Raw genomic sequence first — 19192 nt, 5'->3', positions numbered from 1 at the left:
CCCCACGAACAAGGGTCACTGCTCTCTCTTATTTTCCTTTATCCTTATGCCCCGGTGGTGTAACTGGTGGTCCAGGCGGAGTGACTGGACGCTTAGGTGGTGTAGGGTTTTTGGCTATTTTTGTTGGTGGTAATGCTCCAACATAGCTTCCCCCTTCACCTGCATTAATTAATGAACTATTCTCAGACAACCGTAGAAAGTCTGTCCAAATCAAGTTACCATTCTTATCTCTTTCATAAGCTTCTGGTACCGCTAGGCTTATGAAATCCGACTCATCAATGACAACTCCTTCACTATTAACGGTTTGCATACCGTCAAAAAAGAAATTGGTTTTGTCCACTGCACCAGAAACAAAATCAGCAGGGGCATTCTCTGGATCGGTATGGAAGGATAAATTATTTGTAAATACACCCTGATCCTCAGGCTCAAAGTATGGATTGATCCTAAAAATATAGTTATACCGCTTGTTATCAAAGGATGTATTGTTCTTCATCATGATTTTCCCTGGATTAAAATTGTCAGTGAATCCATCCATATTATTATCAAAGGCTAGATTGTTTTTTAGGATGTGAGCAACTGGAAGTCCTTCACCACCAACCTTAAACCCACTGCCAGACGTTCCTTCTTCATTGTAGCCATCACTCAGTTTTCCGTTTGAATAAGAAATATTCCCGTCCATTGTGATCGGCATATTGGCCCCTTCATTGGTACGGTTGTATAGATCCCAACCGTCATCAATGTTATTGTGCGCGATATTCCCTTGAAAGACGTTTCCTTCCCCGACTCCAAGCTTAGCTGCAAAGCCATCTGCATTAATGTCTGAAGGATCACGATTATCATGAGCCACGCTATTTAAAATATAGTTATGCCTCGGCCATTGTTCTGGGTCCGTGCCACTCCCCGTAATTTGAAAGCCTGTACTCTGATTGTAGCTAAAGGTCATCAACTCAATCAGGTTATGGCTACCATTCACTCTCATTCCGTTACCCGTTGATTTTGTCAGTTCAAATCCGCCGATATGCCAATAATCTGCATTTAAACTAATTAAGTTTCCAGCCTGATTATTTCCATCAAACACCACATTTTCTCCCTTGTAAGGAACGAGAGATTTCAGCTTTCCTTCTTTCCCGCTATAAGGTTTGCTGATATTAATAGCTTTAGTGTATGTTCCCTCTCGTAAGAAGATCGACTCACCAGGGTTCACATATTTTATAGCTGTCTCCAAATCTAGTGGATCATTCTTTTTTCCACTTGCATCCTTTGTCCCCTTTGGTGAAACAAATAGACCTTCTCCACCTTTAAATATCTTCTTAGTTACTGTTAGATTCTGTTTTATTAATTGATCTGATGGAGCTCCATTTGGTGTATATTCTAATTCAAATGAAGTCTTATCCTGATTGAGTTTTGACTCATAGGAGAATACGCCGTTTGCTGTGACCTCTTCCTCGGTCACTACTTCTTCTCCATCTTTCCATACTGAAACGTTCCCATCATAATTCGCCAATGCTCTTAACTCATATGAATCTGATCCCGTCTCAGCTGCTGAAACAACATGAAATGCAACATCTGGCTCTTCTACTGGTTCTTCGGGAGATGGCACGGTATTGGCTTCACTTAATGAGATGCTTGCGTTACTAACAGTCATCTCCACGTTTCTAGAAGCGTAAAACCCTACTTGCATAGCCTCCGGGTCCATCTCTTGAACCAAATCGGCTCCATCTATTCGTCTTTCAAACGTAGGTGAACCCTCCACATGCGTAAACGTTGCAGTCATAACAAAATCAGTATCTGTACGTTCAAGCTTCAAACGTATCGGAGTATCCATCGGCAAATTCGGAACACCTGGAATGACGTTATTTATCCACGTACTACCTGGATTCCCCCAAGGCTGAACGACTCCTTTTCTTGCAAGTGCACTAATACCTCCTCGCATTAAGCCGACCGCTGCTAAGTTGGAAGCAGCAGGTACTTCTTCAAAACCTGGAACCATAGGATCTTGACGTTCACTACCATTTACATCCCGAACCATAATACCCGCACCTTCTTGCCCACTTGGCGTTGCTCCAGTCTCAGGTCCTAACTGATGAAAGGTAAGGTCTGCTTCAAGAACAAAATTATCTGTCGTTGGATCTAAGGTTGTATAATAAAATGTAAGACCATCATGCCCAGGCGCTAACTTCCCGCCACGGCTTTCCATAAAAATATCCCCTTCGATCGTTCCCGGATTCTCAGGGTCTGCATAATTCACACCAACCTTCTCTGGCAGCGTATTCGCCGCAAAATCAAGATCAGTTGATTGACCAAATGTGATCGACTCCCAGACTAATTCTGAGGGATCAACAGTCTCACCATGACTCACCTGCACATGACTAAAAAACAAGACAAAGACCAGAAACGAAAGAACCGTTTTCGACACAGCTTTCATTGATTCAACTCCTACGTCATATTTTTTTACCACTTTCAAAAGGAAAGACAAGCTACTCATAAAAGTGTAAGCGCTTTCTTTGTAGAGGTCAATACGTTTTGATGAGTAAAATAATAATTGAATCCCCTTCGTACCTTCTCAGAAACTCCTGTTTACTAACAAAATAGAATGGGAATAGCCTATTACACACAGCAAATGTAGGAGGCTAATCATGTCAAAAACAATTTTCATTACAGGTGCCGGTACTGGATTAGGTAAAGGAACCGCAATTGGACTTGCCAAAGAAGGTCATCATGTCATTGCAGCTGTAGAAATACTTTCTCAAATAACAAGCCTGCGCCAATCGGCTAAAGAAGCTGGAGTAGAGCTGAACGTCATAAAATTAGATATCACAAACAAAAAAGATCAGTCATTAATTGATGAGTTTGAGTTTGATGTATTTGTAGCCAATGCAGCCATTGGAGAAGGTGGACCAATCTCAGAAATTCCGGTAGATCGAGTTCGAGAAATTTATGAAACCAATGTATTCAGCACACTAGAAACCGCACAGCTTGCCGCGAAAAAGTTCGTTCAGAAGAAATCTGGAAAAATTGTCTTCTTAAGCTCCATAGTCGGAGTAGTCGCAATGCCTTACCTAGGTGCCTATAGCTCCACTAAACACGCGATAGAAGCCATTGCTCAAACCATGCGAGCAGAGTTAAAGGAATTTAATGTTCAAGTGGCAACTATTAATCCAGGTCCTTTTGAAACCGGATTTAACGATCGTATGTTTGAAGAAAAGTGGAAATGGTACAATGCCGATAAAAATTTCACCCCAGAAAAATCAATCGCTAAACAAGAAGAAATCCTAGATCAACAACATGATCCAGAGGATATGATCGCTAAAATGGTTGAAGTAATCCCAGCCGATCACCACCCATTCCGTACCGCATTTCCACAAAGCACAGAAGATCAGATGAAGGAATTTGAACAAGGAGTCTGGAAGGACGAGGTTTAAAACATCAAAAGCCAAGATCGACAACTAAGTTGTCGATCTTGGCTTTTTTTAGCGTTGGCGGCTTAGTGAAGTGGCGCAGGTTCCTGATGAACTAGTCGTATTTCTTGGTCAGGTCACTCAGCTCTTTGTAAAACTTTATCTAACTTGATAGAACATCTCTCTTTCTTGGCGCAGCCTTCTATTTCTTGCTAAATTACTATCCATCTTGGTATAGCAGGAATCCCTCTTAATATCCCCTCAAATTCCAATATGTCCGATAAAAATGTCCATTTTATTCCTTATGCCCTTTGAACCCATTTTATAGCGTCGGTCTCTTGGTAAAGTAGAGATGGCTCTTGATGAACGAGACGTACTTCTTGCCAAGTTTCTCAGCTCTTTGTAAATCTCTATCTATCTTGATAACATACTCACCCCTCTTACTAACGACCTCTTCTTCTTGATGAACCTTGATTCAGCTTGGTATTACATAGATCTCTCTTACTAACACCTCCTACTTCTTACTAAATTCTTATCCATCTTGATATAGCAGGGATCCCTCTTAATGCACCCTCAAATTCCAATATGTCCGATAAAAATGTCCATTTTAATCCTTATATCTTTTGAACCCATTTAATAGAGTCTGCGGCTTGGTAAAGTAGAGATGGCTCTTGCTTAATCTCCTCGCCTACCTTCTACCCTTTAACTGCGCCTATCGCAACACTTCCCATGATTCGTTTCGAGAGAATCGAGAAAACAATAATAATAGGCACAACAGAAAGAGCAACTCCCAAATACATCAATCCATAATCAGTCGTGTAATAACCTTGGATCATAGCTACTAATACAGGCAATGGATACTTCTCTTCTGAGAACAACAATACAAGCGGACTAATAAAGTTATTCCAGGATCCAATGAAAGTGAAGATCCCTATCGCTGCAAGAGCTGGTACGATCATAGGCAAGATAATTCTGTGGAAGATTCTTAACTCCCCAGCACCGTCAATTCGTGCCGACTCTAGTATTTCATTCGGTATACTTCCGTCAATAAATTGTTTAATAAAGAAGACAGCAAAGGTATTTGCTGCGGCTGGCAATATGATCGCAGCATGAGAATCAAGTAAACCAATCATTCCTAACCAACGATAACTACCAATCAAGGAAAGCTGGGCTGGTATCATCATCGTCGCTAACATAAATAGAAACAACGGCGTATTGTACTTAAACTTAAACTTTGAGAATCCGTATGCTGTCATGCCTCCAAAATAGATGGTTAACGCGGTGGAGCCACCCGCAATGATAAAGCTGTTCATAAAACCTCTGAATATATTTACATTCTCAGTCATTCTCGACAAATTCTCTAACAAATGAGTTCCTGGTAGATACAAAAAGCTTGAGGCGATGTCGGCATTGGAGTGCGTGGAGTACATAATCATTAAATAAAACGGAAACAAGCAGACTGCAGCGAGCATTATCAAAAATGTATATAAAATGAAGTTTGTTATCTTTTGTTTACGCAACAATTCTTCTTCAGTGTTTTGGTTGAGTGAGGTTGTAGCTTTATTTGGTTCCATATCATCTCTCCTCCTTCGAGATTTTTCCACTGCTGCGATCTCTGGCAATCAAGTAAGATATCACAGATAACGTTACGATGATAAGAAATAAACAAAAAGCAATGGTTGCCCCGTAACCAAATCGACCCTGTTCAAAAGCTGTCCGGTATAGATACATAACACTTGTAAGCGTGGCGTGATCAGGTGATCCAGAACCCTCTGTTAACATATAAGGTTGGTCAAAAATTTGCACACCACCAATAAGTGAGGTAATGACCTGAAAGATGATAATCGGTCGTAATAATGGAACCGTAATTTTCAAGAAGATCTGTGTTTTTGAGGCCCCGTCTACTCTCGCAGCCTCTGCATAATCTGGTGAAATTCCTTGTAAGCCAGCAATGTAGATTAACATAGAGTAACCAAAGTATTGAAAAAACAGAATCGAAGAAACGAGTATCTGCATAAAAAGAGGATTATTCTTCCAATCAACTGCACTATCTATCAAACCCACTGACATCAGTAATTGATTAACGCTACCTGTCTGCCAATCGAACATTAAGCTAATTAATAGTCCAAGAGAGGCCGCTGTAACAATGTTCGGGAAAAAATAAACCGCTCTAAAAAAATCTTTGCCACGAAGAAAACGATTAGTCAAAACCACAGCAAGAATCAAGCTAATTGTTAGCTGCGGAATAACAGAGACGATCCATATGAAAAAGGTATTAAACAACGATTGAAGAAACAAAGGATCCAGAAAAGCACGGGAGTAATTAGCTAGACCGATAAACTCCGGTGGATTAAGCCCATCCCAATTCGTCAGACTCAGGTAAAATGAATAAAGAATGGGATACAAACCAAACAAGATAAAAACAATAAAAAATGGTGCAATAAAGAAGTAGCCGTAATTGCCTTTGTTAATACGGTTCGCGAACATAGAATTCCTCCTTATATTCCATCATTTATTGTTAATTCTGGATAATAAGTTTGAACATCCCGCTTAAAACGTTCCCAAAAAGCCTCTTTCGAATCAAAATTCCCTCTCGCATACGACCCTAATAAATCACCATATATTTCTCCAATATCTCCATCAAATGCAGTCCGGACAACCGAATCTACTTTTTCGGATTCTTCGTTAAAAAATTCAAAGTAATTCTGTCCTGCTAAAAAGTCACTTGAAATCTCGTCAGCAACACCTTCATTTGCCCCGCGGTGACTTGTATAGTACGACTCATCTATCGCTAGATTCTGCAAAAACTCTTCATCAAAGCCATAGTGTTTCACGAATTCCCAAGCGAGCTCTTTATTTTCTCCTTCAGAATAGATGGAATAGAAGGTCCCACCCCCACTAAACGCAGCTGGCCCACTTGCTAATCCCCATTGACCACTTGTATCAGGTGCATTGGATTGCAATACATGATTTAAAAACCATGATGGAGCTGGATAAAAAAGAACGGAACCCTGTTGCATGGATGCTACCCAGCCAGGAGACCAACTGTCGAGCATCGCTAACGAATTGGTTTCAATGGCTTGATCAACTAAATCAAGCGCATCTATTTTGGCTTGATCTATTACCAACTCGTTGTCAACAACCCAAGGCTGTTCCACACGAGCATCTTGAACATCACCAATTGAAGCTGAGTTAGGCAAGATACTAATTGTACCTTCGCTCTCCTCGTGTATTCTCTCGCCTAGATTAAAGATATCGTCCCACGTCTCTATCATGGCACTAACTTCTTTGGGGTCACTCGTTCCCAAAAATTCCTCCGCTAGATCTCTCCGAAAATAAAAACCACCCGTTGTTCCTTGATAGGCAACGGCGCGTAAAACCCCTTCTGAATCCCTCTCCAACTCCTGAATGTATTCATAATGTTCACCAACTAACTCCTCAGCATTGTATGGAGCATCACTTAATGATTCCAAAGAAGGATGATCAATAAATTTACGCAAATACGCTGCCTCTAAAGCAAACACATCTGGTGCCCGAATTCCCGTTGCCAAAGCAGAACGAAGCTTTGTTTCATATTGGCTATCTGGTATAAACTCAAAATTCACCTTCACATCCGGATACTTTTCTTGAAAGGCTTCTACCGCGTACTCTCCTTCATCAGTAAAGCTCCAGACTGTTATTTCCTCTTGTTCTTCTGTGCTCTGACAGGCTGTGATAATCAATAACATGAACAGCAAAAATGGCGCAACTATCTTTTTCATGCCCTACCTCCCAATTTCTATTTAGACTTGTCTAAATCAAATGGACTGACTACTTTCCTAGGCAGTGAAACGACAAAATGAAAGCGCTATCATTATTTAGCAAAAAAAAATTAGTCTTCCCATCAGTACATTCAAGCTTCTTCTCATCATGTTTGGACTTCACACTTTTAAATATAAATTCAATATTTAATGATAGCGCTTTCATTTTAGATTGTAACAGCCATGTTTAACTTTGTCTATCCATTAAACTAAGTTTATTTAGTTATTTTATAAGCAGATTACTGTTTAATCTTTTTCTCTGCATCAAAAAAGATTCACGATCATAATACAATCTTGACTCCCGTATACTATTAAATTAAGATCAATAAAACTTTGAAATAAGTGAGGGTAAATATGAGGACGTAAGATTGAGACCGATACATATGAAACACCCCTTCAGACAATTTTATCCAAAGGGGTGTTCATTGGAAATATCTTGTTACTTAAAGATCTGTTTCATCTTTTCGCTTATCCAATTGTTAAAACGCCAACAGACATAGGTGGTAAACGTAATTCTATCTGATGGTCGTTCACTGTAAAATCATCATAAGCAACAGGTGTTACATGTTCTGGATTTTCGAATGTATTATGTGCATTTTTATGATCTGCTGTTAGAATTCTTCCCGTTACTTCACCTAATTCTTTCCCTAACCCTCTTACATCCATTTTTATCGACGTCGATTGCTTGTCATCTAAATGGCAAAAGCTAATATGAATTTGATTATTTTTTGTAGAGGCAGAGACGCTAACCGCTGGAATCTCTTCTCCATTTAATTCATATGAATGGCTTGAAACATCTATATCTACCTTCACAGCATCTTGATGAACTTTAAACATTTCAAAAACATGATAGGTTGGAGTGAGAATCATCTTTTCGCCTTCTGTTAGAATCATCGCTTGAAGAACATTCACTGTTTGAGCAATGTTAGCCATTTGCACACGTTCACTATGTTTGTGGAAAATGTGAAAGTGTAAACCAGCTACAAGTGAGTCACGAATGGTATTCTGTTGATAGAGGAAACCTGGATTTGTTCCGGGTTCAACATCAAACCATGTTCCCCATTCATCTATAATTAACCCTACTCTTTTCTCTGGGTCATATTTGTCCATGATCGTAGAATGCTTCGTAATCAATTCATCCATATGCAGCGCTTTTTGCATAGTGATATACCATTCTTTTTCACTTGTATCTAAGGCCGAACCTTTTCCTTTGAAAAAGTCACCAGGAATCGTGTAGTAATGGAGACTTAGTCCATCCATTAGCCAACTGGCTTCTCTCATTAAGGTTTCTGTCCAATTAAAATCGTCTACATTTGCTCCGCCAGCAATTTTGTATAGTTTATTTTCACCATAATTACGCACATAGGTTTGATACTGACGATATAAATCTGCATAGAATTCGGGACGCATGTTTCCACCACATCCCCAATTTTCATTTCCTACGCCAAAATATTTGAGGTCCCATGATTTCTCTCGTCCATTCTCTTGTCTCCAATTAGCCATTGGGGACTCACCATCAAACGTCATGTACTCTATCCATTCCGACATCTCTTGCACCGTTCCGCTCCCCACATTACCACAAATGTATGGTTCCGTTTCAAGCATTTCACACAACATCATAAATTCGTGGGTACCAAAATGATTGTTTTCAACCACACCACCCCAATGAGTATTGACCATTCGTTTGCGGTTTTCTCTAGGACCTACACCATCCTTCCAATGATACTCATCAGCAAAACAACCGCCCGGCCAACGTAAGACAGGAATGTTCAAATTTTTCAAAGCTGCCACTACATCATTACGAATTCCGTTTGTGTGATCCATACTAGAATCCTCTCCAACCCAGAATCCTTCATAGATGCAACGACCTAAATGTTCTGCAAAATGCCCATATATATTTTTATTAATTGTTCCTTTTTTAATATCTGTATTGATAACAACTTTTTGACTCATCGTGAATCTCTCCCTCTTTGTGTTTAATAGAACGCTTTCAAAGATTGCGTTATTCTTTATCTGGTACCGGTTCACCAAATACCGGAAATCCATCTTGATCCCATGTGAATACTTGGGCCCTTGTGTGCCTGTTCGGATCGTATAGTGGGTCACCTGTTATTTCTTTATAATTTCTTGCATGATAGATTAAAACATCCTGTTCCCCATCTTCTGAAACAGTAAAACTATTATGACCTGGACCGTACTGACCAGTTTGTTCGTTTGTTGTCATGAGAGGTTCTGCTTTTTTGTGCCAGGATGACGCGTCCAATAATGGACTATTCTCATCTGCTGATAAAATCCCCATACAATAATGATGATTTGTAGCACTAGCTGAAAAGGAGATAAAAATCTTACCATTTCGCTTTATAACAGCAGGTCCTTCATTAACTAAGAATCCGATCTTTTCCCAGTCATATTCAGGCGTCGCAATCATGACCTGCTCCCCTTTAAGCGTCCAAGGATTCTCCAGTTCCGCAATATAAAGATTAGAATTGCCAACGATATCTGGATCCTTCTGTGGCCAAACTAAGTATGAAATACCTTTGTGCTCAAAATAGGTTGCATCTAATGCAAATGACTCCCATTTGGTTTTGATCTGCCCTTTCTCTATCCATTCACCCTCTAGCGGATTCGCTGTTTCGTTTTCAAGCACAAACATCCGGTGATCAAATAGTCCCTCTTTGGTATCAGTTGTTCTTGCCGCGGCGAAATTGATGTACCACTTTTGATCGATAAAATGAATTTCTGGTGCCCATATATTCGCGCTCAAAGGTCCAGTCGCATACTTCCTCCAGACTACTTGAGGTTCCGCTACTCCTAACCCATTTATCGTTTCAGATCTTCTTAATTCAATTCGATCATACTCGGGTACGGAGGCTGTCATATAATAATAACCATCCGAGTGTTTGTACACCCATGGATCTGCTCTTTGCTCAACTACAGGATTTTGATAAGGCATAATATTATTCATTTCCCCACTCCTTCTCTTATTCATGTGCCATCTCTTCTTTTGATAGTTTAATAGCTTTATTTTTTGCTAAATAAATGACTAATGCGAATAATACAATCAAAAATCCGATGATATCCATTGAAACAATTAATATTAGACCCCACACAACCATCCAAATAACAACGCCTTTTTGAATTTCATGATCTTTCAATTTTACGGCCACCACAAAATTTATTAATGCTCCTATTAACATGAAAATACCAAACAACATAATAACTTGAAGTATATTGTTCACCATTTGAGAGCCTGCGATCATTGTATTTAATTCTTGGCTCTCTAACCTTGCAGCTCCTTCTTGATCAAACCAACTATAGTAACTAAATATGGTAAGCAACGCTGTACACGCGTTCCACATTGAACCAACGATGAGTAACTTTCGTTCAATCCCTCTTTTGATCGTCACCATCATGAATCCGTCCTTTGTTAGAAATTTGTCCTTATCCTTTTATACCTGCATTTAATTTAATCGCTTGAACAAAGTACTTCTGGGCGAATAAGAATAGTAACAATGTTGGAATGATGGCTAGGATCGCAGACCCCATTAGTTGACCAATCATTCGATAATTACCATATACATCCTGTAACAGAAGTAATCCCGCTGTCACTGGCATTTTTTGTACGTCCGTATACACAATAACTGGCCATAGAAAATCATTCCAAGACCCAACAAAAGAGAACAGTCCACATACAATTAATACTGGCTTAATTAGCGGCAGGATAATCCGAAAGAAAATGACAAAGTCACTCGCTCCATCCACTCTTGCAGATTCATCAAGCTCTTTTGGGATCCCTTTCATAAACTGTCTGACTAAAAATATATTCCCCATACCTGCTAAGCCAGGAACAATCATTGCCCATGGAGTATTAACCCAGCCTAAGGTATCAATAATTTTATAAGAAGGAATTAAGTTTACGACATTTGGAAAAAATGAGATTGCTAATAACGTAAAAAACAAAGCATCTCTTCCCTTAAACTTCATACGTGTGTACCCATATCCAGTAATCGAAATGACAACAATGACGAGTAAAGTGTGTGTGGTTGAGATAAAAATAGAGTTCCAAATCCATTGCAAAATAGGCGCACTAGAAGTGTTCTCTAAAATCGCTACATAGTTATCGACGATCCAATTGACAGGTAATAAACGAAACCCCTCGTTGACGACTTCTGTTTGTGAACGAAACGATGTTGTAATTCCAAATATGACTGGAATTAACCAGACTCCGCTGACAATAATTAAAAACGTATAAGCTAAGTACATGGAAGGATTAAATCGCCTGTTCTTTTTTACTTTCAACGGTTTTGATTTAGCTAAGGTTGTATTTGACATCATGATCCTCCTTTGCATTTTGTCATCTATACAGCATTACGATTCATTAAGTAATATTGAATAGCTGAGATTACTAGAATGACCAAACCTAACATGACGGCCATAGCTGAAGCTACGCCTGCTATGGATTGACCATGACTGAAGGCTAAATCACGAATATACATCATGAGAACCGTTGTACTTTGTTGAGGACCGCCACTCGTCATCATAAGAGGCTGAGCAAACACATTAAAGGAACCAGCGGTAGTCATAACAAGTGTGAAAATTAATGGAAAGCGAATCGAGGGCAAGGTTATATTAATAAATTTCCTAAAAGAACCGGCCCCATCGATTTCTGCAGACTCATATAAATCTGGTGAAACCCCATTTATGGAAGCACGATAGATAATCATATTTCCACCAATTCCTGCCCATATCGTAATCGCAATGATCGTAATCCATGCATAGGGTTGAGTAGACGCCCATACTGCCTCTGATCCAAATAAATTATTAACGACCCCAAGCTGCTTATTAAAGATAAGTGACCAGATAAGAGACGCAGCAGAAATTGAGATGAGACCAGGGATATAGAGCAACGTTTGAAACAAGTTCTTGAATTTAACTTCCTTATGCTCTAATGCAACTGCAATTAACAGCGGAATGATAATCATAAGTGGCACGGATATAAGCACAAATAGAAATGTATTTTTCATACCATTGTAAAATTGATGGTAAAAAGTTGAATCTTCATTAAATAAAATCGTACGATAATTATCTAACCCGACCCAAACTGGATCTCCAACCAGATTCCACTTAGTAAAAGATGCGTAGATTCCAAAAATGGTTGGCAGTAAGATAAAAACTAGAAACAACAAAATATGAGGGCCAACAAAGAATATAGGACTATAGTTAATTTTTTTCATTCCCGATTTTGACACTCCTTTATATAGAGCAATGCGCGACTACGCACACTGCTCATTTTCTATTATTCTGTGTCTTCCTCTACCACATTTTCTAGATCTAGAGCACCTTCTTGAATTTTATCTTCTACAAATCGTTGCATCTCAGCTAAGCCCTCATCAATATCAATCTCTCCATGCACAATATCTGCAGAGTACATATCTAGAGCCTCCGCTACATATGGGTAGTGGCGATACGTATAAATGTGTAGTGAATCTGTTTGCTCTTCTGTAGAGGTGAAAAACGATTGCGGATACTCTGTGTACTCAGGGCTTTCTACCACATCAACACTTGCAACAATTTGACCAGCTTCAGCCCATTCAATCGAATGCTCTCTCATAAATTCTAAAAATGCCGCAATGCCTTCTTCTTTCTCCTCAGTTCTTTCATCTGTAGCTAGTAGTGCGAACAGATGAGAAGAGGCGCGGTTATGAAAGGTTGCTGGTTCAAATGCATATACATTTGTCACTCCGTAGTTCAAATTTTCGACCTGTGAATGTCCTATAGAGCTCCATGTTCCATCAGTAGAAAATAGAACATTTCCAGATTGAAACATTAAATATCCGTCTTCCCCGTATGGAGTCATTATGCCCGCCTCAGATAACTCCTTAATTGCTTCAAAAGATTGCTTCATTTCAGGAGTATTAACGGTAGGATTACCAGCTTCATCTTCAATTTCTCCTTCAAGATTCTGAATTTGAGCTAAGATAACCCAGCTTAATAAAGAGTCATTTAGTACGTAATCTCCCTCATCCAATTGACCCTGCAATGACAGCATTTCTTCAAACGTAACAACGTCATCATCTAAGAAGTCTTCAACACCATATTTCGCAAGTAAATCCTCGTTGTAGTACATAGCGCTACCGTGGATATCTAACGGGATCGTATATTGCGTTCCATCAACGTCACCTGATGTCCATGCTTCTGTTAAATAATTCTCTTCTTTTAGCTCCGACTGTAGAGCCATAATTTCAGTCATAGGCTCAAGCAAGTCTTGATCAACAAAGTTTGGTACCCGATCTGCGTGAATAATAGATAGATCAGGAATTCCTCTGCCTGAGTTTAGGACGGTATACATTTTTGTATACATGTCAGACGTTATGACATGATTTACTTCATATTCTGGATCCGAGTCATTATACTGTTTCACTAACTCGTCCATATTTACTCCATCATCCCCGGTTAACGGTGTCCAAAATTCAATCGTATACTCATCGTTGCCACAAGCCACTAACATAACTGACAGACCTAGAAGAACAGATAACCCTTTTAACTTCTTCATCTTTACTCCCCCTATTTCAAATATGATAACGCTTTCATATAAAACAAATAAAAAAAGCACCTTTTCTATTCTATTAAACGACTTTCTTTTTTATACGCACGTATTTATATAAATATATTCAAATATGTCATTTGTACGTATAACTTAATCAAATTATAACGACAGTTTAAATGATTAGCAACCATTTATTTAGTTAAATGACTCAAATAATTTCGACTTTTTTCATCAAAAATCGCGAGAGTCTACCTCTCGCGATTTGCTCACATTTTATTTATACGTCCCCCATAATGCTTCTCCATCTGATGACATTAACGTAAATGTAATAACGTATTTGCCTTCGTTCGGGTTATATTGATTTAGAAAAACACCTTCGTATGTCTGTCCTTCTATTTCTAATTCTGCTCGATTGTGCCCCATTCGTTTCCATTTTCCACTCATATCACCTGTGACTTTATTATTTTTCTCCAACGTGATATTCTTTGGCTTTTTAATTTCAGCAGTTATGTCTGTTCCATGATCAATTACTTCATACTCTCCAATAACGTCCTGACGTTCTACCCTTTCTCCAACATCTCCAGCGTGTCGGTAAGGCGCAGCCACTGGCCAACCTTCTTGATTCATAAACAGTTGATGAATACGCAGCTCGTGCATTTCTCCACTATCAGGGAAACGTGTGTGAAACACTACAAATCTCTTACCAGAGTCCGGATCTACATACACTGAGTTGTGCCCTGGAGACGCATAGCCCGAACTTGGATTACCGTCTTCCATAAGAAAATTACCCATTAACTTATTTCCAATTCCTTCGTGATCGCGACTATCTACTTTGTTTCGTACTGTTCCATCATCTAATGAATCAGGAAAAACAGCGGCTTGACCCGATCCGTCTTCGTATGGACCCGCAGGTGATGTTGATCGGAATGTTCTCATCTGATACCCACCTGTCGAACTTAATCCTCCATAAGTTGTGAAAAGGTAATAATATTCTTCCTCTTCATCATAATAAACGTAGGGACCTTCAATGGAATGTCCAAACCCTCCAGCAATCTTCGTTCCAAAATACCGATCGATCATTCTTCCATCCTCTGTTACTCCGTCCTCACCAGGATATATTGGCTTACCAGTTGTAGGATCTACTTCTAAAACAAATATTCCTCCCGCCCAAGAACCGTATGTCATCCAAAGATCTCCGGATTCATCAAAGAATAAATTAGCATCAATAGAATTAGTGAAAAGACGATAGTTGTAGCGACCATCATCCGTGAACCATTCAGGATTAGGTTCCTCAAATACTCCTTCGTCTATTAAGTCGGAGATATTCGTATTTGCCCAATGTTTATTCACATCACTATTATGATCATAAGCTTCATGATCATAAAACCCTGAATACATCACTGTATCTACATACTCAAAAGGCCCTTCCATATCTTTAGAAACGGCGTAACCAACAGCTGATCGTATATAGGTAGAAGAAACACTATAGTAAATCATATAAGCACCTTCCGTTCCGTCCTCATGAACATATTGCTCATTCCAAATAACCTCAGGTGCCCAGACGGCATACCCACCACGACTGTCTGCATCATTCTCTCCAGCCCATAAAAAAGATTCCGCCAAATTCTCTGAGAGATCTCCGTACATTGTGTTACCAGGAGTGGTGTATCCATTCGTGTAATTCTCCCAATTAATCAGATCATTAGATTTAGCCCCATCAATATGTGAACCTATCACATAGTACATGTCCCCTTCTTTCACAATTGATGGGTCATGTACAGTAGCATTTTGAAATTCTATTGCGTCCTCGTTCACATGACCATTCATCTTAGCCCCTCCATTTTCACTGTACAATCCCAACGTCAACAAACAAATCATCAAGGCACAAACAATCCACCCTCTTCTTCGAGATATTTTCATTGTTCAAACTCCCTTCGCTTGTTTTATGATAACGCTTTCATTTATATGCTAACACCATTAGCATATACGTACAACTATCTAAATGATTAACCCTATCCTCTTATCCCTTCAATAGTGTTATATCGTTAGAAGTAACTATAGGAAGAAATCCGACGTGTAATGAAAGACCCAAGAAGACTTACTATCTTCTCGGGTACTTCTTTATACAGAGCTTTCACTACTAAAATAACGCCTCCGCCCTCTCCTCATAACAACAACGTATAGTACAATTCCGAGTAGTAGAAAACCTCCAGATCCTATTAATCCAACTGGACGAATAGCTGTGAGTTCTGCCGCTCCACCCACCAAAATGACAAAAACGATAATGAGTGCAGATTCTATGATGTCAAATATACTGCTAAATCGGCCCATCATCTTAACAGGCACTTGATTTTGGTAGAATGTCAGAAAACCCGTATTTGCAAATATGCAGGCAAAGCCCATGATGAACATACCTATCGCAGCGCTATAATAATTTATTGAGCTATAATAAATGAGATAACCTATTGCACAAAATACCGTACCAAAGCCCATTAGAAAATTTAAAGCCAGTTGTTTTGAAAAGACAGAATTAATGATGGTACCTAGGATAATTCCCCCTCCAAAAATACTTAATAGAAAGCCGTAATTCGTATCAGACATGAATAAAACATCCTTTGCAAAGACAGCTTCTATTGAATCAATTGCGGTCATAAAAACAACTGTTCCACAAAATAAAAGATAGACCTTCACCACATAAGTGGACTTTCGACTGAACCTGAGGACTACACGAAAATCATCTTTGATCATTCTCCAGGTAATCCGTTCTTCTATCTCGTTACTTTTTAATGAATCCACATTTGGTAAGAGTAGAATAACAAGTGAAGATAGGATAAGAGCTACCGCATTTACATGAATCGCTGTATACGGCGTGCCCATCCAGAATAAAAGACCTGCAATCATAGGACCTAAAAGTGTACCAGCTGAATCGATAAATCCACGCAATGCATTAAACCGTTGCCGATCCTTCTCAGGGATCAACTTTGTCATATAAACCATTGCAGTCGGTTCAAAAATGGCCGAACCCAAATTGATGATAAAGGCCAATACATATACATACACAAGTGAAGGCATAAATGGAATCAAGGCAATACATATAGCTCTGAAGACATCTATTCCAATCATCAGCTTGCGTGAATTCATTCGATCAATAAAACTCCCAGCCCATGCATTCGTACAAATCGCTGCAAGCGGTCCTAATATATAAAGCATTGAAACAGCAAGCGCCGAACCCGTTTCTTTAATCACAATAAGATTCAGAGCAATTAAATACACCCATCCACCAATATTAGAGACGCCAATCCCACCTAAAAGCAATAATGGATATTTCCATCTATACATAGACACGCCACCCTTTTATTTGAATGTGTAAATCAAATAAAAAAAACTCACCCCCAAAACAAATTGTTTTGGGGGCGAGTATCCGTCGCGGTGCCACCCCATTTTGCTTCTTGTATCACTAAAGAAGCCTCATCAAGTACGGCATGGTCATAACCTGCGATACTCTATCTCTATAACGGGAGAACCCGTTGCACCATCATGATCAACCTCATCAATCCGATACACAGCTCCGAGACTTGTTTCAGCATATTCCCTAACCCCTCCTTCTCAGCTCCCGGAGGTCTCTGTAGACCGCTTATATGCCTACTCTTCTCTTCATTGCCTTTTATATGGAATTTTTATTTATACTACGCTGTTGTTGGTTGTTTGTAAATAGAAATTTTCAACTATCATCCATTTCCTCAAAATAGATACTTTCTGAATGTTCCTCTCCCCCATCTCTCCAGTGAATTTCTATTCCAAAGTTCCCTCCATTTTCGTACGCACCTTCTACCCCATAATTCCCGTATTCTTTCATGTAGACACCCTCTTCATTAGGAGATGCTCCGCTACTTGTGCTTGGAATACCATAGCCCTCAATGGTTTCTATTCTTATGGAACCCTTGTACTCTCCCTCTCCACTATATGTGAGCTCCACATGCGCTGTTTCAAAAGTTGCTTCAGTTGTTGGTTTTAATTCTAGCTCGATTTCTCCTTGAAAATGCTCAGACTCTCCTGAAAAGTATCTTGGTTCATAACCAGGATTACCACATGCCATAAGAAAAATAGTACAGGATATAAGATATAGTAAACTTTTCATTCAGAACATCCCCTTTTTATGGATATACCTTACTTGAAAAAACTTCAAACCAGGTTAATTCACTACTGCGTAAGGTGTTGTCCATTAATTTTCATGCTACACTAAAGAAAAATTAGATAAGTGAGGGTATCTCATGAACAAACATAGAATTTATACAACAAGCTTCGCAAGTGTCTATCCTCATTACGTTACGAAAGCAGAGAAGAAAGGCCGCAGCAAAGAAGAAGTCGATGAAATCATCCGTTGGTTAACCGGCTATAGCCAGGAAGAGTTAGAAGTCGTGATAAAAAATAAAACCGATTTTGAGACGTTTTTTGCAGAAGCAACGAACATGAATCCATCTCGAAGCTTGATCAAAGGCGTGGTCTGTGGTGTACGGGTAGAGGATATTGAAGAAACAACGATGCGTGAAATTCGTTATTTAGATAAGTTGATCGATGAATTGGCAAAAGGAAAAAAGATGGAGAAGATTTTGCGGAAAGAAAAATAATTAAAAGAACACCGATTCTTTAATGAGAATTGGTGTTTTTACTCTTCCTTATTCAACTGTAAGTTTATGAGAAGTGCTTCTTTTTACAGATATCTCTTCCGAGTAAATGTGCTCCCTACATGTCTAGCTCTTCTGTAAGCTCAATGTAATAAAAACATTAAGTTGATTCAAAGAATTCCTAATCCTTAAATCAACCACTGTATAAAATCCATCAACCTTTGGAATAAGAAAAGAAAAAGAATGAATATGATGTAGATTAATAATGATTTCCAGGCTGAGAAACGATGCGCTTCGGCAACTGCTTGTAAAGAAAGAACCCAAATCCATATCGATAATCCAGCCACAACCATATTAGCTAGAGATTGATCACGTGATGAAGGAACGACAGAAGCCTCCCCATTTATAAGAAATTCTACAAGTCGTATACCCCAAATTGCTACTGAGGGCAGGATTTGCCCCCATAATAGAGCTATTCTGACATCAGAGGCAAGCCCTTCTCCACCCATCCATCTACCAATTACCGCTACGAACCAAGCGCTCAAGGTAAATAAAATGGGAGAGACTATAAGTCCAATTGTGCTGGCTATCCACAGATTAAACGACACATCAAAATCTCGATTTATTTGGTCAATCAGTAAAAATGAAAAAATGGCTCCAAAAACGGCAACAAGTAAAAAAGACAATGTTTCATTTCTCTTTCCCTCAATCTTTTCCCTTGTAACCTCCCCTGGCTGAATCCAAACTCGTACCCAACTGGTCATCATCTATGTTCCCCTCTCAGCATTACGAGTGACTTATTCCACATATACCCATAACCAG

At 39.2% G+C, this 19192-nt stretch carries 16 protein-coding genes and 1 other annotated feature; of the genes, 2 read left to right on the top strand and 14 right to left on the bottom strand.

The window, feature by feature from the left end; all coding sequences use genetic code 11:
* Positions 1 to 28: 28 nt before the first annotated feature.
* Complete coding sequence (locus tag J2S05_RS11535) at positions 29 to 2425, bottom strand: right-handed parallel beta-helix repeat-containing protein (RefSeq protein ID WP_306982931.1); 2397 nt, start codon at positions 2423 to 2425, stop codon at positions 29 to 31.
* Positions 2426 to 2636: 211 nt separating this feature from the next.
* Between J2S05_RS11535 and J2S05_RS11530 the strand changes: the two genes are divergently transcribed.
* Positions 2637 to 3422 (top strand): SDR family oxidoreductase, encoded by a 786-nt coding sequence (locus J2S05_RS11530; RefSeq protein ID WP_306982930.1) that lies wholly within the window; start codon positions 2637 to 2639, stop codon positions 3420 to 3422.
* A gap of 671 nt (positions 3423 to 4093) precedes the next feature.
* On the opposite strand, the gene J2S05_RS11525 is transcribed toward J2S05_RS11530, so the two are convergent.
* The 12 genes from J2S05_RS11525 to J2S05_RS11470 all read right to left on the bottom strand — a co-directional run bounded on the left by J2S05_RS11525 (position 4094) and on the right by J2S05_RS11470 (position 17883).
* Complete coding sequence (locus J2S05_RS11525) at positions 4094 to 4972, bottom strand: carbohydrate ABC transporter permease (protein WP_306982928.1); 879 nt, start codon at positions 4970 to 4972, stop codon at positions 4094 to 4096.
* 1 nt (position 4973) lies between these two features.
* Positions 4974 to 5885, bottom strand: coding sequence for a carbohydrate ABC transporter permease (locus J2S05_RS11520; protein ID WP_306982926.1), 912 nt, complete (start codon positions 5883 to 5885; stop codon positions 4974 to 4976).
* A gap of 11 nt (positions 5886 to 5896) precedes the next feature.
* Positions 5897 to 7159, bottom strand: coding sequence for an ABC transporter substrate-binding protein (locus J2S05_RS11515; RefSeq protein WP_306982925.1), 1263 nt, complete (start codon positions 7157 to 7159; stop codon positions 5897 to 5899).
* 507 nt (positions 7160 to 7666) lie between these two features.
* Positions 7667 to 9151, bottom strand: coding sequence for an alpha-N-arabinofuranosidase (locus tag J2S05_RS11510; RefSeq protein WP_306982923.1), 1485 nt, complete (start codon positions 9149 to 9151; stop codon positions 7667 to 7669).
* Between the two features lie 49 nt (positions 9152 to 9200).
* Positions 9201 to 10163 carry a glycoside hydrolase family 43 protein gene (locus J2S05_RS11505; RefSeq protein WP_306982921.1) on the bottom strand — a complete coding sequence of 321 codons (963 nt, stop codon included), beginning with the start codon at positions 10161 to 10163 and terminating at the stop codon, positions 9201 to 9203.
* Positions 10164 to 10179: 16 nt separating this feature from the next.
* Positions 10180 to 10611 (bottom strand): hypothetical protein, encoded by a 432-nt coding sequence (locus tag J2S05_RS11500; RefSeq protein WP_306982919.1) that lies wholly within the window; start codon positions 10609 to 10611, stop codon positions 10180 to 10182.
* Positions 10612 to 10639: 28 nt separating this feature from the next.
* A complete protein-coding gene (locus tag J2S05_RS11495; RefSeq protein WP_306982917.1) occupies positions 10640 to 11530 on the bottom strand; it encodes a carbohydrate ABC transporter permease in 891 nt (296 codons plus the stop codon).
* Positions 11531 to 11556: 26 nt separating this feature from the next.
* The gene (locus J2S05_RS11490) at positions 11557 to 12432 is read right to left on the bottom strand and encodes a carbohydrate ABC transporter permease (protein WP_306982915.1); all 876 of its coding nucleotides are present in this window, start codon (positions 12430 to 12432) and stop codon (positions 11557 to 11559) included.
* A gap of 62 nt (positions 12433 to 12494) precedes the next feature.
* Positions 12495 to 13751 carry an extracellular solute-binding protein gene (locus J2S05_RS11485; protein ID WP_306982913.1) on the bottom strand — a complete coding sequence of 419 codons (1257 nt, stop codon included), beginning with the start codon at positions 13749 to 13751 and terminating at the stop codon, positions 12495 to 12497.
* Positions 13752 to 14018: 267 nt separating this feature from the next.
* Positions 14019 to 15665 carry a glycoside hydrolase family 43 protein gene (locus J2S05_RS11480; protein ID WP_306982911.1) on the bottom strand — a complete coding sequence of 549 codons (1647 nt, stop codon included), beginning with the start codon at positions 15663 to 15665 and terminating at the stop codon, positions 14019 to 14021.
* A gap of 201 nt (positions 15666 to 15866) precedes the next feature.
* The gene (locus tag J2S05_RS11475; protein WP_306982909.1) at positions 15867 to 17084 is read right to left on the bottom strand and encodes an MFS transporter; all 1218 of its coding nucleotides are present in this window, start codon (positions 17082 to 17084) and stop codon (positions 15867 to 15869) included.
* Positions 17085 to 17151: 67 nt separating this feature from the next.
* Positions 17152 to 17412 (bottom strand) — a binding site (T-box leader).
* Positions 17413 to 17466: 54 nt separating this feature from the next.
* The gene (locus tag J2S05_RS11470; RefSeq protein WP_306982907.1) at positions 17467 to 17883 is read right to left on the bottom strand and encodes a hypothetical protein; all 417 of its coding nucleotides are present in this window, start codon (positions 17881 to 17883) and stop codon (positions 17467 to 17469) included.
* 133 nt (positions 17884 to 18016) lie between these two features.
* Between J2S05_RS11470 and J2S05_RS11465 the strand changes: the two genes are divergently transcribed.
* On the top strand, positions 18017 to 18373 hold the full coding sequence (locus J2S05_RS11465; protein WP_306982906.1) for a DUF2200 domain-containing protein: 357 nt from the start codon (positions 18017 to 18019) through the stop codon (positions 18371 to 18373).
* Between the two features lie 185 nt (positions 18374 to 18558).
* Here the strand turns inward: J2S05_RS11465 and J2S05_RS11460 are convergent, their stop codons facing one another.
* Positions 18559 to 19137, bottom strand: a complete 579-nt coding sequence (locus tag J2S05_RS11460) for a YIP1 family protein (RefSeq protein ID WP_306982904.1) — start codon at positions 19135 to 19137, stop codon at positions 18559 to 18561.
* Positions 19138 to 19192: the final 55 nt, after the last annotated feature.

It is taken from the genome of Alkalicoccobacillus murimartini (assembly GCF_030813245.1).
Classification (GTDB): Bacteria; Bacillota; Bacilli; order Bacillales; family Bacillaceae_D; genus Alkalicoccobacillus; species Alkalicoccobacillus murimartini.
This window is presented reverse-complemented; position numbering and strand designations above follow the sequence as displayed.

What these genes read in the sequence shown, in the direction of transcription:
- J2S05_RS11490 (WP_306982915.1), bottom strand. Translation starts at nt 12,432, where the DNA reads ATGAAAAAAATTAACTATAGTCCTATATTCTTTGTTGGCCCTCATATT.
- J2S05_RS11525 (WP_306982928.1), bottom strand. Translation starts at nt 4,972, where the DNA reads ATGGAACCAAATAAAGCTACAACCTCACTCAACCAAAACACTGAAGAA.
- J2S05_RS11510 (WP_306982923.1), bottom strand. Translation starts at nt 9,151, where the DNA reads ATGAGTCAAAAAGTTGTTATCAATACAGATATTAAAAAAGGAACAATT.
- J2S05_RS11460 (WP_306982904.1), bottom strand. Translation starts at nt 19,137, where the DNA reads ATGATGACCAGTTGGGTACGAGTTTGGATTCAGCCAGGGGAGGTTACA.
- J2S05_RS11520 (WP_306982926.1), bottom strand. Translation starts at nt 5,885, where the DNA reads ATGTTCGCGAACCGTATTAACAAAGGCAATTACGGCTACTTCTTTATT.
- J2S05_RS11465 (WP_306982906.1), top strand. Translation starts at nt 18,017, where the DNA reads ATGAACAAACATAGAATTTATACAACAAGCTTCGCAAGTGTCTATCCT.
- J2S05_RS11530 (WP_306982930.1), top strand. Translation starts at nt 2,637, where the DNA reads ATGTCAAAAACAATTTTCATTACAGGTGCCGGTACTGGATTAGGTAAA.
- J2S05_RS11500 (WP_306982919.1), bottom strand. Translation starts at nt 10,611, where the DNA reads ATGATGGTGACGATCAAAAGAGGGATTGAACGAAAGTTACTCATCGTT.
- J2S05_RS11495 (WP_306982917.1), bottom strand. Translation starts at nt 11,530, where the DNA reads ATGTCAAATACAACCTTAGCTAAATCAAAACCGTTGAAAGTAAAAAAG.
- J2S05_RS11475 (WP_306982909.1), bottom strand. Translation starts at nt 17,084, where the DNA reads ATGTATAGATGGAAATATCCATTATTGCTTTTAGGTGGGATTGGCGTC.
- J2S05_RS11485 (WP_306982913.1), bottom strand. Translation starts at nt 13,751, where the DNA reads ATGAAGAAGTTAAAAGGGTTATCTGTTCTTCTAGGTCTGTCAGTTATG.
- J2S05_RS11480 (WP_306982911.1), bottom strand. Translation starts at nt 15,665, where the DNA reads ATGAAAATATCTCGAAGAAGAGGGTGGATTGTTTGTGCCTTGATGATT.
- J2S05_RS11515 (WP_306982925.1), bottom strand. Translation starts at nt 7,159, where the DNA reads ATGAAAAAGATAGTTGCGCCATTTTTGCTGTTCATGTTATTGATTATC.
- J2S05_RS11535 (WP_306982931.1), bottom strand. Translation starts at nt 2,425, where the DNA reads ATGAAAGCTGTGTCGAAAACGGTTCTTTCGTTTCTGGTCTTTGTCTTG.
- J2S05_RS11470 (WP_306982907.1), bottom strand. Translation starts at nt 17,883, where the DNA reads ATGAAAAGTTTACTATATCTTATATCCTGTACTATTTTTCTTATGGCA.
- J2S05_RS11505 (WP_306982921.1), bottom strand. Translation starts at nt 10,163, where the DNA reads ATGAATAATATTATGCCTTATCAAAATCCTGTAGTTGAGCAAAGAGCA.